The following is a 14,715-nucleotide window of genomic DNA, read 5'->3' as shown; positions in this document are numbered from 1 at the left end:
ACAGGGTCATGTTCCGCCTCTGGTTGATACGTCCAGATTCCGGTCAGGCGCCCGGCGTGAACTACGCGTTCGACTACGTGGTTTCTCTGATGACTCCCGGAACTACGCACGGGAGAGTCGCCCGGAACGGTGTCCGAGAAGGAACCACACCCGAACGATCCGGTCCGGAGGGACGACTTCCTGGGCACGGCCTACGTCTGTGTCCTGGCTCAGAGGAGAGCGTGAATGCCGGGCAGCGTGACGATCGCCCCCCAGACGATCGTCACGACGATCCAGGCGGTCACCGTGCGGTAAGGATCGGAATCGTAGGGTGGGACGAAGGTGAAGGTCGCGGGGTCCTTGGGGCTGTAGCGGACGGACAGCCGGGTCCCGAGGGGGACGTCGTCCTGGTGGGTCAGGCCGTCGGGGCCGATACCGATGACCGTCAGGCCCTCGTGCGTGGTGAAGCTGACGACGGCGGTGTAGGTGTATGTGGTGATCTCCTCGTTGTGATGGGCGTCGCGCATGAGGGAGACGACCTCGGCGGGAACGGTCGGGGCATCGTCGAGGAGAGCCTGGCGACGCCTTCGCCGCCGGACGGCGCCGACGCAGGCGCATGCGAGGAGGACGGTCAGGCCATCGCCGAACCCGAGCAGGGCCCAGCCGTAACTGTGGTGCTGGACGGTCGTGAAACGCACGAGCAGGACGGCCACGCAGAGCACCGCGGCCAACAACGCACCGGCCAGCTCCTGCCCCCGGCTGACCGGCGAGCTCTGCACGCGGAACCGGGAGGGTTCTCCCGACGGGAAACGCACCCAGACCGGCCGGCCCTCCCAGGCGGCGAACAGTGCGCCGTTCTTCCCGTCGGCCGTTCGCAGCGTCAGCTCCTGCCCGGTCGACGGGTCCTGGAAGGCCACGGCCACCGGCAGGCCGTGCGTTCGATCCGTGTCGGGCGGCGGTACGTCGACCCGCACGATACGGGAGCCGACGGAGCGCGCCACCGGGTCCGAGGTGAACCTCGTCGCGTACCAGACCGCCTCCACCAGCGCCCACGCTCCGAAGGCGGCGGCCAACAGCAGCAATACCGCGTTGCCTGACATCCGTCGGTCCCCCGCCTCGCCACTCGTGACGTCAAACTCTGTCCACCACGACGAAAGCTTTCCCCGTTACTTGGACCAGAAGTCACGATCGCGTCCTCCTGTAACGGCCTGAACTGCTGCCGGACGATGCGAACTTGCTCGATGTCTCCGACCAGGCTCGGTGTCTCACCGGCCGTTCGCGGTATGCGGCCCGGTTAAGGATCCCTCACCTTCTGGTATCGGTGAGGTGAGCTGGCCATGATGGGCGCATGACGTTGGCCGCGCGTGCTTTCACCCAACTGGCGACTTGGCCCGACCTCACCGAGGCGGAGCCGAGCTGCGGCACCGGCCGGGCGCTTCGCTCACCTCAGAGCGAGATCGTCCACTTCCATTCCGACAGCACGGTCGACCTGCACCTCACGGCCCGGGCCATCCGGCGGTTTCAAGCCCATCTCACCGGGTCAGCCGCCGTGCGTCTGGTCCCCGACTCGCCATGGGTGACGCTGCGCCTTGACGGCAATGGGGAGGTCGAGCTGCTCATGACCCTGGTCAGCCTCGCCCTTTACGCACACCACGCGCGGCCGGTTCCCGGCGACGCCCCGCACACGGAATGCAATGATCACCAACGCGCGGTCCTTTCGCGCGAGAATCTCGGCGGAGGCTGAGAGGCCCCCTTTCTGGCAGGCGGCACGATGGCGGACAAGACCCGCGAAGAAGACGCAATCCGTGGCGTCGTAGAGCGCCTGAAGAGCGCATTCAGCGCCACCCACAGTTCCGACGAGGTCGAGACGGCCGTAGCCAGGGCACACGCCGCCTTCAGTGAGCGGCCCGTTCGCGAGTTCGTCCCTGTGCTGGTCGAGCGCAAGGCAAGGGCCCTGCTGAACGAATCCTCCGACTGACGACGCGGCGAACACCGGTCGCCCCATCTCACACAGAGCGAGACGTCCCGCCGCGGCATTCAAGAATCCCCAGTTCCGTGTCCGGACGGCAGAAGGCGCACGCCCTCGTCCCACGCCGGTGCTCGACAGCTCCAGCGGCCCCGATCGCGGCGGCGAGGTCACCCTGTACGTGGCGGTGAGGCGTTCGACGAGTGCCCGTATGGAAGGCTTGGGGCATGGCCCTTCGACCACGGCTGGACCTCCGGGGTTCCTGGCGGCCGGGTCATGCACCCGCCCTGATCCTGATCCCACTGGCGCTGATCGTCACGGTCTGTGTGGTGGATGTGCTGTCTCCGCCGCACATCCACCTCGGTCCGCTGCTGGTGGCGGCACCCGCGATCACAGTGGCGTTCGCCGGGGCCCGCGTGACGGCGCTGATGGGCTTTCTCGCGGTGGCGGCCCAGGTGCTGATCGGTGTGCTCAGAGGGGTCCTGCCCACTGCCAACATCCAGGCCCAGATCGCTGCTCTGATCGTCGTCTCCGTCATCTGTGTCACCGTGTGCGTGGTGCGAGACCGGCGTGAGCGCCAGTTGCGCCAGGTGCAGTCGGTGGCCGAGGCTGCGCAGAGTGTGCTCTTGCGGCCGTTGCCCGCACACGCCGGCCCGCTGCGGATCGCCGGTCTGTACCTCCCCGCCGAGGAGGAAGCCGAGCTGGGCGGAGACCTGTACGCGGCCGCACGGACCGCCCACCACAGCACCCGGCTCCTCATCGGCGACGTGCGCGGCAATGGCCTGGCCGCGATCAACAACGCCGCCCTGCTGCTCGGCGCGTTCCGCGCTGCCGCCCATCGGCAGGCCACCCTCCCCCGCCTCGCCGTCCACCTGGACGGCGCGTTCCGCTGGGACACCAGCCAGTGGCGACCGCAGGCGGAGCAGGACACCAACGAGGACTTCGCCACCGTCCTGCTGCTCGACATCCCCGACTACGATCCGGTCGTCCACCTCATCAGCTGCGGCCACCCACCGCCGCTGCTCCTGCGGGGGAGTCACATCACCCCGCTCCTGGCCGAGGCGAGCCACCTCCCGATCGGATTCGGCGGGGTCTTCGGGATCGCCGCCTACGACGTCCAGACCTTCCCGTTCGAGATCGGCGACCTGCTGCTCCTCTATACGGACGGCGTCATCGAAGCGCGCAATGCCGACGGGGTCTTCTACCCCTTTGCTGAACGGGCGCCCGAGTGGACCAAAGAGGACCCCGACGAACTGCTGCGCCATCTCCAGGACGACCTGCTGTCCCACGTCCACGGACACCTCAACGACGACGCGGCCGTGGTCGCGATCCGCCGCCTGGCACTCTGATCCCCGGCCACCGGGCCCCGCTCATCCTCGATCCGGCCAAGACCTGGCAGCCCCGGCAACGGGGGGCATGCCTCCTGCGCTCCCGCACCGGCTGCCCTCGCTGTCTGTGATCTCGGGGTGGCAGGATCGGCTGATGGCCGTCGATCTGTTACCGAAGCAGGCCCAGGGCGTATGGGAAATGCTGGCTGCTGTGCCGTTGTCGTTTCCCCTGGCGGGGGGCTTGAACGTGGTCACGTCGCCCGCTTCGCGGATGGCTCCGCCGTCGTGGGCCGGGATTGTGGTGCTGGGTGACTCGGCGATCGTCACGGCACCGACCGATAGGGCTGCGCTGGTTCTGCGTCGGATCCTGGCCGGGATGCCGACCAGTTCGCTGACGTCTCCAGAAGCGGTTCGTGCCGTACTGCCTGTGACTGAGGTGCTGGGTCCGGCGGTTTTGGGATACGTCTCCCGTGACGGCTTCCGCCCACTGCCGGCCGGCCCTTCCGTTGAACGGCTCGCCCCCGGGCATCAGGACCTGAAGACATTGGTGAAGTCGGTGCCTCCCGAGGACGCAGGTGAGAGCGGGATGGACGAGATCACCTCCGCTGCGTTCGTCGTACGCAAGGGCGCGGACGTGGTGGCCGCGGCGGGGTTTCAAGCCTGGCCCGCTGCAGTCGCTCACCTGTGCGTGCTCACAGCACCAGGGGAAAGAGGCCGCGGGCTGGCGCGGCAGGTCGCTTCTGCGGCGGTGGCGCAGGCACTCGCCGACGGCTTTCTGCCGCAGTGGCGTGCCCGCCTGATGGCCTCCCGTAACGTCGCACGGGCGCTGGGGTTTCGTGAGCTGGGAAGCCAGCTCAGCCTCCGCTTGGACCTGGAGAAGCTTCGCCGGGAAAGCTGACCCGGGCGTGTCACCCTGCGGCTTTGTTCTTCTGGGCTTTGGAGCGAGCCAGAGCCGCGGATCGGTGAAGGTCTTTCCGCACCTCCATCGGCACATAGATGCTCGCCTTCGCTGTGCGATCGGCAGCGGCTGTTGGCGCGTTTGGTGCACATGAGCATTTCTTTGCCTCACCATCACCAAGACCCCCGCTGTTCATGCGCCCTTCTCAGAATCTGCACGTCCCAAGCGTGTACGCCTGCTGCCAGCGGGAGTTGAGCATGAGCCACGGCCACAGACACGACCACGGTCACCACCACCATCACCACGTCAACGGCGACTCCACGTCCCTGCCGCCCGCCCTGGACATGAACGTTCCGGACGAGGAACTGACCCCCAGCCAGCTCTCGAGGCGCTCCATGCTGCGGCGCACCGGCCTGCTCGGTGCGGGGCTTGCGGCGGGCAGCGTCCTGGCCGGGGCCGGCGAGGCCGCCGCGACGGTGCCCGCGTCGGCCGCCACCACGGGCAGGCGTTCCGGCGGGTACCTGTGGCTGGCCGGTGACCACCACATCCACACCCAGTACAGCTCGGATGCCAAGTACCGGGTCATCGACCACGTCCGCCAGGCCAACGCACACGGCCTGGACTGGATGGTCATCACCGACCACGGCAGCGAGACGCACGCCAAGATCGGTGTGGAGAAGGTCAACCCGGACATCGTCGCCGCGCGTGACCAGATCGACGACACGCTGGTCTTCCAGGGTCTGGAGTGGAACATCCCGGCCGCCGAGCACGGCACCGTCTTCGTCCACCCGGGCAAGAACGAGGTCGCGGTGCTGAAGGAGTTCGAGAACTCCTTCGACGGCGCGGTCAAGAAGGCCACCGCGAGCACGCCCGCGAACGAGGCGCTGGCGATCGCGGGCGTCAATTTCCTTGCCGAGCAGGTGCAGCGCCGCAAGGTCAAGGACGCGCTGTTCCTGGCCAACCACCCGGCGCGCAAGGGCATCGACTCCCCGCACGAGATCCGCGCCTGGCGCGACGCGCAGCCCACCATCGCGGTCGGCATGGAGGGCGCGCCCGGCCACCAGGCGGGCGGCCTGCCCAAGCCCAACGGACCGGGCTCGGCACGCGGCATCTACGACAACAGCCCCAGCGCCGACTCGTTCGCCGGCTACCCGCTGGAGAGCTACCGCACCTGGGGTGGCTTCGACTGGATGACGGCGACCGTCGGCGGTCTGTGGGACAGCCTGCTGGCCGAGGGCAAGCCGTGGTGGATCACGGCCAACTCCGACTCCCACAACGTCTACGCCGACAGCGCCGTACGTGGCCCGGGCGGCGACTTCAACGCCAACGGCAAGTACAACGACCCGGTCTACGGCGGCGGCCTGAACCTCTCCGACACCGACTTCTGGCCCGGCCAGTACTCCCGCACCCACGTCGGGGCGGCCTCCTTCTCGTACAAGGCGGTCATGGACGGCATCCGGGCCGGACGCGTCTGGGTCGACCACGGCGGGCTCATCAGCGGCCTGGGCGCCCAGCTTCGCTCCGGCAGCCGCGCGGTCACCCTCGGCGGCGTGCTGCAGGTGCGCCGCGGCAGCCAGGTCGACCTCGTCGTCGAGATCAGCCTGGCCAACGGACCCAACTGGTCGCAGTTCGTGCCCCAGTTGGCGCGCGTCGACGTCATCCAGGGCGACGTCACCGGCACGGTCTCCGACAAGGACACCTTCGCCACGCCGACCACCAAGGTGGTCAAGTCCTTCGAGGTGAACAAGTCCACCGGTTCGGTGCGCCTGACGTACTCCCTCGGTCGGCTGGACAAGCCGGTGTACGTACGCCTTCGTGGCACCGACGGCAACCGCAGCGCCGTCGGCATCAACGGCGCCTCCGTCGACCCGGCAGGACCGGCCATGGATGTCCTCGGCGACGCCGACCCGTGGAAGGACCTGTGGTTCTACTCCAACCCGATGTGGGTCCTGCCCGCATGACCACACCGCACTACGCGCCCGGCGTCCACTCCGTCATCGGGGTGGACGCCGGGACGGCGAACCTGCGCCAGGCCGACCATCTGATCCACCACCTGATGGACCAACTCGCCCTTCCGCCGGGCACGTTCGCTTGCACCCACCTGATCCGCACCGACGAACGCCGGGGCGTGGCCGTCTCCTTCGCCCTGCCCGACGTCCAGGCGGCCGAGGCGGCGTGGGAGCGTCTGATCGACGTGCTGGATCCGGATGCCGGCGCGGCCCTGGGCGGCCGCGAGCACGGCCCGGCCCAGGCCGCCCGCACGGCCGCCCTGGCCGCCGACGAACACGCTCGACGACGTGGCGGCCGAGCCGTGGTCTATCCGGCGGTCGAACGCCTCACCGGCACGGTCACCGTCGCCGACCTGCTCGCCCGGACCGCGATCGACCGGGTCACCGTGGTGGGCATGCCGCCGACAAGCCCCGCCCCCGACACCGCTACCGCCGTGCTCACCCATGACCACGTACGACCCGAATGGCGCGACGGACACCTGACCCTCGCCCTGGTACCCGCCGTCGGCGGCACCCTGGCACCCTTCGAGGTACCCAACCCCACGCCCTGCTGCGCGGACCACGCCTGAACGCCCCCCTCCAAGCCCCGAGAATCACCAACTGAACGTCCTGCCCTTCGATTACGCCTCACCCAAGCTGCGCCTCAAGTAGCCGGCCTGCCGAGCGGGAGTATGACGGTGGCCGCCCCGTGCGGGCTCAATGGGCGTTCTGTGGCTGTTCGGAGGGTTCTTGGGCCACCAGGTTGTTCGCAGGCACAGCGTCGATGATCCAGATGCCGCGCTGTCGGTCGGCCAGGAATGCCGAGAGCGCGAGGAGGAGCGTTGCCGCCGCCGCGATGTCCGCCATGAGTGGGGGTGTTCCCGAGCACGAGAAGGGGCCGGTCCGGAGCCCGCGCTCCGGACCGGCGGTGAGAGGTGTGTCAGCCGACGGCGGGCACCGGCTCGCGGTCCGCCCCGGCCGCCGCCTTGGGGTCGGCCTCCTCGACCGGCTCGGGTTTCGCGTCGGGCGTCGGTTCTGCCTGCGGCTCGGGGGTGTGGTCACCCTCGGGCCCGGCGGTGAACGGGAGGTCGCCGCGGAGAACGGCCCTGGCGCGCTCCTCGTCCAGCTGTCCCTCCCACTTGGCCACGGCGAGCGTTGCGACGCCGTTTCCGACCACGCTGGTCAGGGCGCGGGCCTCGGACATGAAGCGGTCGATGCCGAAGATCAGCGCGAGGGCGGCGACGGGCACGTGAGGAACGGCGCTGAGGGTGGCTGCCAGGGCGATGAAGCCGGAGCCGGTGACACCGGCCGCGCCTTTGGAGGTGAGCAGCATGACGGCGAGCATGGACAGCTGCTGGGTGAGGCTGAGGTCGATGCCGAGGGCCTGGGCGAGGAAGACCGAGCCCATGGTCAGGTAGATGGCGGTGCCGTCGAGGTTGAAGGAGTACCCGGCGGGCAGTGTGATCCCGACGACCGGCTTCGAGGCGCCCGCGTGCTGGAGCTTGGCCATCATCCGCGGCAGCACCGGCTCGGAGGACGAGGTGCCCAGGACGATCAGCAGCTCCTCCTTGATGTAGCGGAGGAAGGGCAGCAGGCGCAGGCCGTTGACGCGCATGACGGTGCCGAGCACGACCAGGACGAAGAACAGGGCGGTGAGCCAGAAGGAGCCGACCAGCAGGAAGAGGTGGCGCAGGGTGTCCAGGCCGTAGTTGCCGATGGTGAAGGCCATGGAGCCGAAGGCGCCGACCGGGGCCAGCCGCATGATCCAGCGGATGAGCGTGAACAGGACCCTGGAGAGCTTCTCGACGCCCCGCGTGATCCCCGCACCCGCCTCGCCGGCGGCGTTCAGGCCGAAGCCGAACAGCACCGAGATCAGCAGCACGGGCAGGATCTCGTGACCGGTCAGCGCGCTGAGCAGGGTGTCCGGGATCATGGCGAGCAGGAAGGCGGAGAGGCTCTCGTGGCTCGCGGTCGCCTCCGGCGGCAGCCCCTTGGTCGACAGGGTCGAGGGGTCGACGTGCAGCCCGCTGCCGGGCTGGACGACGTTCACCACGACCAGCCCGATCACCATGGCGACGGTCGTCAGGACCTCGAAGTAGATCAGCGCCTTGAGACTGACCCGGCCGACGGCGCGCGCGTTGCCCATGGAGGCGATGCCGTGGACGACGGTACAGAAGACGACGGGCGCGATCATCATGCGGACCAGCGCGATGAACCCGTCGCCCAGGGGCTTGAGCTCAGCTCCGAACGACGGCCACAGCCAGCCGACGGCGGCCCCGGCCAGGACGCCGATCAGGCACTGGACGTAGAGCAGGGACAGCATCCTGCGGATGCGGCTCGGGGGAGCGTTGACGGTACCCGGGGCAGCGTCGTTGCGGCTCATGCGGGGCGTCCTTCCAGGACGGGAACGAGGAGTTCGGCTCGGGCGATGCGGCGGGCGGCGCGGTGCAGCAGCACCGTGGGGGACGCTCCCTCCGCTGCGGGGACGGCTCGGGCGGTGATGACACCGGCCGGGGTGCCCAGGCGCAGCGTCCCGTCGGCGGTCTGCCGGGCGACGCGGTGGGCGAGGGTGCCGGGTATGGCGACCGCGGTGGCCAGGGCGACGGCCGAGGTGAGACCGATCGCCGGGTGGGGTGCGTGCATGGAGACCATGCGGACGGCCAGGTCGTACTCGTCCTGTGGGACGAGGGTGCCATCGGTGGTGCGGTAGGCGACAGGGCGGGCGACCACTCCGACCTTCGGGACGGCGTGGCTGACGGGGTCGGTCTGCTTGACCAGCCCCATGGCCAGGGCGGCCTGCCGGCGCAGCACGGTGAGGGCGGGCAGCGCCGTGGCGAAGTCGGCGAGGGACTCGGTGCCGTCCAGTCCGAACGCCTTGGCCTCGAACAGGGCCGCCGGGGCGCCGGCGTCGACCAGCGACGCCTCGACGGCGCCGGTGGGCCCGGTCAGCGTGTCCAAGGCGTGGCCGGTCGGCAGGACCCGGCCGGTCGAGGTACCCGCGGGGTCCTCGAAGCCGAGGAGCACCGGCACGCCGAGCGCGGCGGTGCCCGGCACCCGGGCCGTCCCCGCGTCGGGGGCGGCCCGCCCCGGGGTGGGGATGGTGCCGCTGAGCCGGGCTCCGGTGTTGACGTTGAGCATCCGCACCGTGGTCGAGTCCGACGCGACCGGCACCAGGCCGTTGTGGACGGCGTACAGGGCGACGGCGGTGGCGCAGTTACCGCAGTTGCTGGTCCACTCCACCTGCTCGTCGCCGATGCCGACCTGCGCGAAGGCGTACTCGACGTCGACGTCCGGCTGCGTCGAGGTCCGGACGATCGCCGCCTTGGAGGTGGTGGAGGAGGCACCGCCGACGCCGTCGATCTGGCGGGGGTCGGCGGCGTTGTAGGCGGCGAGCAGCAGGGTGTCGGCGTCCACGCCGGTCGCCACCACGTCGTGGTGGTCGAAGATCCAGCACTTGCTGGTACCTCCGCGGATCATCTCGCCCTGCAGACGCAACACAACAGACTCCTCGTGGAAAACCCGACGGCACTTCCGTGCGTGGTGCGATCCACAGTGGGCGCGGGCAGCGTGAAGTACAATCTCGGAAATCTGCACGGGTATTAAGTTGAAGTGAACGCTGGAGGTGGCGAGATGCTCGACGTCCGGCGCATCCTGCTCTTCACCGAGGTCGCCCGTCGGGGCTCGGTCACGGCGACCGCACGAGCCCTCAACTACACGCCGTCAGCGGTGTCGCAGCAGGTCAGCCGTCTGGAGGCAGAGGCCGGGCAGCCGCTCCTGGAGCGTCACGCGCGGGGCGTCACCCTCACCGACGCGGGGCGCGCGCTGGCCGAACGGGGAGAGCGGATCGAGCGCGAGCTGACGGCCGCCGAGAACGAACTCGCCGACTTCGCGGGACTGCGAGCGGGCACGCTCCGGGTCGGAACCTTCCCCACCGTCGGCGCCTCCCTCCTCCCGCGAGCCGTGATCGCCTTCCGCGAGACGCACCCCGACGTACGGCTGACGGTGCGCAGCGCCCGTATCGCGGGACTGTGGGCGATGCTGGAGAACCGCGAGGTCGAGATGTCCCTGATGTGGGATTACGACTGGAACCGCATCGACCGCGCGGACATCGTCGTCACCCCGCTCGTCGACGACCCGCCGGCCCTCCTCGTCGGCAAGGACCACCCCCTCGCCGGCCGCGCTTCGGCCGCCCTCGCCGACTTCACCGACGACGCCTGGATCACCCGTGCCGACCACCATCCGGTGGCCGAGGCCCTCGCCCGCAGCTGCCGCACGGCCGGTTTCGAACCGCAGATCGCCTATGAGGCCCACGACTACCAGGAGGCCCAGGCCATGGTCGCCGCCGGCATCGGCGTCGCCCTCGCCCCCACCCTGGCCCTGGAGGGCATCCGAGGAGGCGTCAGCGTCCTGCCGCTCCTGCCCCCCGCCCCGGTGCGCCGCATCCTCCTGGTCCGCATGAGCGACCACGCCCTGACCCCGGCGGCCGAGGCCTTCGCGGGCTTCCTGCGCGACAGCGCGGCGGTCGCCGGGGGGCGCTGAAGCGCCGCGTTCACTTCGCTCTCATCGAATGCGCCGGGCGATCCCGGTCGCCCTGCCCATCAGCCATTCGAGCGGCCCCCGTTGGAAGAAGCGGGACCAGAGGGTGGCAAGGACGGTGACGGACGCGATGAAGCCGAGCAGGACGTACAGGGGCTGGCCGGCCGTTTCCTCGGTGTCCAGGAGCGGGATGGCGGCGATGTGGTAGACGTACGCCGTCAGTGACATCGAGCCGACCGCGATGACGGGCTTGGCCGAGCGGCGCAGCCGGGGGAAGGCGTCCATGGCAGCCAGGCACGCGGTGATCACCAGGATCGCCACGCCGGTGTTGCCCACGATGGACAGGGTCGCTTCGCTGTGCGGGGAGGCGACCAGCATCCCGGCGGGGGTGTCGCCGAAGATGCCGGCGCTGCCGGGCGATGCGGACGGCATGGACGACATGCCCGGTCCCCCTGCGGCGTCCCGTACGGCTTCGGCGGCACCGGGCACGAGACGCAGCGCCAGCCAGGAGCCGCCGTACCCGGTCATGGCAAGGGCGGCGCCGGTGAGGGCGAGGTGTGTCCGGACGGCGGTGGCGGCCAGGTCGAGGCGGGCGACGGCCATACCGGCGATGACGAACGGGACCCAGGTCAGGACCGGATAGCCGCCGGTGAAGAGCATCGAGATGATGCCGTCGGCCTGGCCGGCGGTGGGGAACGCGCGGTCGCCGACCACCGGCTTCAGCACGTACAGCAGTTGCGGGCCGACCAGGGCCCAACCTGCGGCAGTGAGCACCATCGGCCCCGCGCCCAGCCGGTACAGCGGCAGCACGAGCAGGAAGAACAGTCCGTAGAAGGCGAGGATCGGGACGACCGGGGTGCCGGTCATGGTCAGGACGGTGCCGAGGGCCAGCAGGATCCCGGCCCTGATGACGACCTTGGCGACGGCCTGGCGGCCGGCCAGGCCGGTCTTCGGCGTGCGGCGCCCGGTGATGAGGGCGACGGCGACGCCGGCCAGGACGGCGAACAGGGCGGCCCACATGGACCGCGTACATGCCGAAGACGGCCAGGCCGCGGGCCAGGTCCAACCCGATCAGTCGGCCCATGCCTGGCGCGTCCGTCGAGGGCCCACCGCGCTCGCGTGCAGGGACGGGGAGTCCGCGTGATGTGCCATGCCGCTCAAGCTGGAGACCGGGCCGGTCATGGAGTACCCAGCACAAGGCTGCGGTGTCCCTGCCGACCGGTGGCTGCTACCCCGCCGTGTGGCTGGAGCTGCCGCTCGTCGGACCGCGGGAGCTCTGTCGGGCTTTAGGGTCGAGGCGGCATGGGTTGGACGGCATGGATGAAGGTGAGGCGGAGCGCACGTGATCCGGGTAGTGGTGGTGGACGACGAGGCACTGGTCCGCTCGGGCTTCGAACTCATTCTCGGCGCGTCCGAGGACATCGAGGTCGTCGCGACGGCGAGCGGGGGCGAGGCCGTGGAGACCGTCCGCCGGGATCGGCCGGACGTGGTGCTGCTCGACATCCGGATGCCGGACGTCGACGGGCTGACCGTCCTGCGCGAGCTGCGCGCGATGGCGGATCCGCCGGTGGTGGCGATGCTGACGACGTTCGACGCCGACGAGTACATCCTGACCGCGCTGCACTGCGGCGCGGCCGGTTTCCTGCTCAAGGACACCGAGCCGGAGCAGCTCGCCCACCTGGTGCGCACCCTGGCCGCGGGCGGTGTGGTGCTGTCCCCCAAGGCCTCGCGGACGCTGCTGCGCAGCCACCCCGGCAGCGGGGCGGCAGTCGACGGGGAGGCGGCCCGCGTCCGGCTGCTGACCGCCCGCGAGCGTGACGTCCTCGTCCTGGTGGCGGAGGGCCTGTCGAACGCCGACATCGGGCTCCGCATCCACCTGGGTGCCGGCACGGTCAAGGACCACGTCAGCGCGATCCTCACCAAGCTGCGGGTGACCAGCCGGGTGCAGGCCGCACTACTGGCGCAGCGGGCCGGGCTGCTCGACGAGCGCCCGCAGTCGGAGGCCGGACGATGAGCCGTGCACGCGCCTTGTGGCAGCGTGTGCCCGCGCCGGTCGTCGACATCGTCCTGGTGGCGGTGGCGGCCGTGGACGTATGGCTGAACATGTGGGACCACACGCGCCTCGGCGTCGCGCTGGCCGCGGTCGGCTGCGCCGCGTTGTTCTTCCGGCGCAGGTTCCCGCTCGGGGTCTTCCTGCTCACCCTGCCCATCGCGCTGATGCAGGATGTCGCCGTCGTCGTGCTCGTGGCGCTGTTCACCCTGGCCGAACGCTCCCGCAACCGCCTTCTCCTCGCGGGGTGCGTCGCCCTGTCCGCCGTCGCGAGCAGTACTCCGTGGCCCCTGGCCGAGGTCGACCGGACCATGACACTGGTCTTCTTCGTGTACGGCCTGGCGACCGCCGCGGCCCCGGTCCTCTTCGGCCAGCTTTTCCAGGCGCAACGGGACCTGGCGCGGCGGCTGGCCGAGATCGAGGAGGCCAGGGAGCACGAGCGGGCCCTGCACGCGCAGGCCGTGCTCGCCCGCGAACGCACCCAGCTGGCCCGCGAGATGCACGACGTGGTCTCCCACCAGGTCAGCCTGATCGCCGTACGGGCCGGAGCCCTGCAGGTCGCCACCAAGGACGCGGACGCCAAGGAGGCCGCCCGCACGATCCGTTCGCTGAGCGTCACCACGCTCGACGAACTGCGCACCATGGTCACGCTGCTGCGCGCCTCCGGCGGCCACGCCACGGAGCTGACGCCTCAGCCCACCCTGGTCGACCTGCACAAATTGGTGGAATCAAGCGGGACTCACGCGGAGTTGTCGGGTGAGCTTCCGTCCGCCGTCGGCACCCCCGCCCAACGGGCCCTCTACCGTACGGTCCAGGAGGCGTTGACCAACGTCCGCAAGCACGCCCCCGGCGCCAGGGCACACGTCGAGCTGTGGCAGGAAGGCGACGACGTCGGAGTGACCGTCACCAACTCACCGCCGACCCGCCCTTCCCTGTCCCTGCCCGGTTCGCAGCAGGGCTTGGCCGGTCTGCGGGAACGGGCCGACATTCTGCACGGCACCCTGGAGGCGGGCCTGACCGCGGAGGGCGGCTACCGAGTGCGGCTACGGATCCCGCTCAGTACGGACTGACCGATCCCGACCTCATGCCGTCCCGTCGGGCGGCGTCGGCTCACGAGACCCCCTCGAGTTCCGTGGACCGTGCAAGTCACATGCCTCGGCGGACGCCGGTGCCCGCGGGCTCGCCGAACTGCGTCAGCGCGGCAACGGCCGACCTCGACAACCCAGGAGCCCGTACACGCCGCCGAACAGGTCACCGCGCGGGGTGCAGTCCCCCGGCCGCCCCGACCAGAGCGCACAGCAGGCCGAGGACGACGGCCCACCGGTGCGGCCGGACATAGGCGTACAGTGCCCTGACCGTCTCTCGGGCGGACAGGGACGTCTCATCCGTCGTCGGGGCGGATGCGGTGTTCACGACATTCCTTTCTTCACGAAGTCTGCCGGGCACCGCACTGCGGTCCGGCGCACCAGCGCGTGAGCATCTGTCGCGTCAGGGGACGAGTCCAGCTGTGCTCGTGGCGAGGCTGTGCACCAACGCTTCGGGAAGCTCAGGCGAGACGACGCACAGGACGAAGGCGCCCGCCGCCAGCGTCAGACCGAGGAATTCCAGAAACTCGCCCCTGCCAGGGACGGCGTCACGGCCCGGCACGTCGGCCGATGACCGGAGGGAAGTGTCGGTCTCCTTGTGTCGCACACGGTGTGTCATGCCTCCAGCCTGGAAACCCGGCCGACTCGCGCCCATCCGGCGACCGTCGGGGCCACCCCCGTCAAGTGGCTGGAGAAGACAGCCGTCCGGTCGCCCCGGACCGGTCGGGACGGGACTCCGCCGGTCGGCAGGGCGGTACCCGCCGATCGGCGGGGCCGTCACCGAAGCCTGCCGGATGGTCCGCCCCCTGACGTCCACGCGAGATTCTCCCTATGACACAGACACAACCGCCGCGGGAGATGTCAGCGCCGCAGGAGAGCTCGCCT

At 70.2% G+C, this 14,715-nt stretch carries 14 protein-coding genes and 1 pseudogene; 9 read left to right on the top strand and 6 right to left on the bottom strand.

Going from position 1 to position 14,715, the window contains the following annotated elements:
- Positions 1 to 209 precede the first annotated feature (209 nt).
- Positions 210 to 1,079 carry a DUF3592 domain-containing protein gene (locus ACFY1L_RS12710; protein WP_388822339.1) on the bottom strand — a complete coding sequence of 290 codons (870 nt, stop codon included), beginning with the start codon at positions 1,077 to 1,079 and terminating at the stop codon, positions 210 to 212.
- A gap of 248 nt (positions 1,080 to 1,327) precedes the next feature.
- On the opposite strand from ACFY1L_RS12710, the gene ACFY1L_RS12705 reads away from it, so the two are divergent.
- The 6 genes from ACFY1L_RS12705 (at position 1,328) to ACFY1L_RS12680 (ending at position 6,749) form a co-directional block, all read left to right on the top strand.
- On the top strand, positions 1,328 to 1,723 hold the full coding sequence (locus tag ACFY1L_RS12705) for a luciferase family protein (RefSeq protein ID WP_388822336.1): 396 nt from the start codon (positions 1,328 to 1,330) through the stop codon (positions 1,721 to 1,723).
- A gap of 27 nt (positions 1,724 to 1,750) precedes the next feature.
- A complete protein-coding gene (locus tag ACFY1L_RS12700) occupies positions 1,751 to 1,957 on the top strand; it encodes a three-helix bundle dimerization domain-containing protein (protein ID WP_388822333.1) in 207 nt (68 codons plus the stop codon).
- A 215-nt stretch (positions 1,958 to 2,172) separates the two neighbouring features.
- On the top strand, positions 2,173 to 3,294 hold the full coding sequence (locus tag ACFY1L_RS12695) for a PP2C family protein-serine/threonine phosphatase (protein WP_388822330.1): 1,122 nt from the start codon (positions 2,173 to 2,175) through the stop codon (positions 3,292 to 3,294).
- Between the two features lie 133 nt (positions 3,295 to 3,427).
- The gene (locus tag ACFY1L_RS12690; RefSeq protein WP_388822327.1) at positions 3,428 to 4,171 is read left to right on the top strand and encodes a GNAT family N-acetyltransferase; all 744 of its coding nucleotides are present in this window, start codon (positions 3,428 to 3,430) and stop codon (positions 4,169 to 4,171) included.
- Positions 4,172 to 4,428: 257 nt separating this feature from the next.
- Positions 4,429 to 6,132, top strand: a complete 1,704-nt coding sequence (locus tag ACFY1L_RS12685; RefSeq protein ID WP_388822324.1) for a PHP domain-containing protein — start codon at positions 4,429 to 4,431, stop codon at positions 6,130 to 6,132.
- Complete coding sequence (locus ACFY1L_RS12680) at positions 6,129 to 6,749, top strand: hypothetical protein (RefSeq protein WP_388822321.1); 621 nt, start codon at positions 6,129 to 6,131, stop codon at positions 6,747 to 6,749. Before ACFY1L_RS12685 ends, ACFY1L_RS12680 begins: the two co-directional genes overlap by 4 nt.
- A 127-nt stretch (positions 6,750 to 6,876) precedes the next feature.
- Here ACFY1L_RS12680 and ACFY1L_RS12675 read toward each other — a convergent pair whose 3' ends face one another.
- From ACFY1L_RS12675 to ACFY1L_RS12665, 3 genes are all read right to left on the bottom strand, one after another.
- Complete coding sequence (locus tag ACFY1L_RS12675) at positions 6,877 to 7,026, bottom strand: hypothetical protein (RefSeq protein ID WP_388822318.1); 150 nt, start codon at positions 7,024 to 7,026, stop codon at positions 6,877 to 6,879.
- A gap of 73 nt (positions 7,027 to 7,099) precedes the next feature.
- Positions 7,100 to 8,542 (bottom strand): C4-dicarboxylate transporter DctA, encoded by a 1,443-nt coding sequence (dctA, locus tag ACFY1L_RS12670; RefSeq protein WP_388822316.1) that lies wholly within the window; start codon positions 8,540 to 8,542, stop codon positions 7,100 to 7,102.
- Positions 8,539 to 9,657, bottom strand: a complete 1,119-nt coding sequence (locus ACFY1L_RS12665; protein WP_388822313.1) for a PrpF domain-containing protein — start codon at positions 9,655 to 9,657, stop codon at positions 8,539 to 8,541. Before ACFY1L_RS12665 ends, dctA begins: the two co-directional genes overlap by 4 nt.
- Positions 9,658 to 9,789: 132 nt before the next feature.
- Here ACFY1L_RS12665 and ACFY1L_RS12660 point away from each other — a divergent pair, with 132 nt between their 5' ends.
- Positions 9,790 to 10,698 carry a LysR family transcriptional regulator gene (locus tag ACFY1L_RS12660; RefSeq protein WP_388822914.1) on the top strand — a complete coding sequence of 303 codons (909 nt, stop codon included), beginning with the start codon at positions 9,790 to 9,792 and terminating at the stop codon, positions 10,696 to 10,698.
- A gap of 21 nt (positions 10,699 to 10,719) precedes the next feature.
- Here the strand turns inward: ACFY1L_RS12660 and ACFY1L_RS12655 are convergent, their stop codons facing one another.
- Positions 10,720 to 11,715, bottom strand: coding sequence for a DUF418 domain-containing protein (locus ACFY1L_RS12655; RefSeq protein ID WP_388822311.1), 996 nt, complete (start codon positions 11,713 to 11,715; stop codon positions 10,720 to 10,722).
- Between the two features lie 322 nt (positions 11,716 to 12,037).
- Here ACFY1L_RS12655 and ACFY1L_RS12650 point away from each other — a divergent pair, with 322 nt between their 5' ends.
- Both ACFY1L_RS12650 and ACFY1L_RS12645 read left to right on the top strand, forming a co-directional pair.
- Positions 12,038 to 12,709, top strand: a complete 672-nt coding sequence (locus tag ACFY1L_RS12650; protein WP_351572159.1) for a response regulator transcription factor — start codon at positions 12,038 to 12,040, stop codon at positions 12,707 to 12,709.
- Positions 12,706 to 13,815, top strand: a complete 1,110-nt coding sequence (locus tag ACFY1L_RS12645; RefSeq protein WP_388822308.1) for a sensor histidine kinase — start codon at positions 12,706 to 12,708, stop codon at positions 13,813 to 13,815. The genes ACFY1L_RS12650 and ACFY1L_RS12645 overlap by 4 nt, the downstream gene beginning before the upstream one ends.
- A 196-nt stretch (positions 13,816 to 14,011) precedes the next feature.
- Here the strand turns inward: ACFY1L_RS12645 and ACFY1L_RS12640 are convergent.
- Positions 14,012 to 14,158: pseudogene (locus ACFY1L_RS12640) on the bottom strand (ABC transporter ATP-binding protein); the annotation flags it as partial.
- Between the last annotated feature and the right edge of the window lie 557 nt (positions 14,159 to 14,715).

Origin of the sequence: Streptomyces sp. NPDC001663 (assembly GCF_042893105.1) — a bacterium.
Lineage (GTDB): Bacteria > Actinomycetota > Actinomycetes > Streptomycetales > Streptomycetaceae > Streptomyces.
This window is presented reverse-complemented; position numbering and strand designations above follow the sequence as displayed.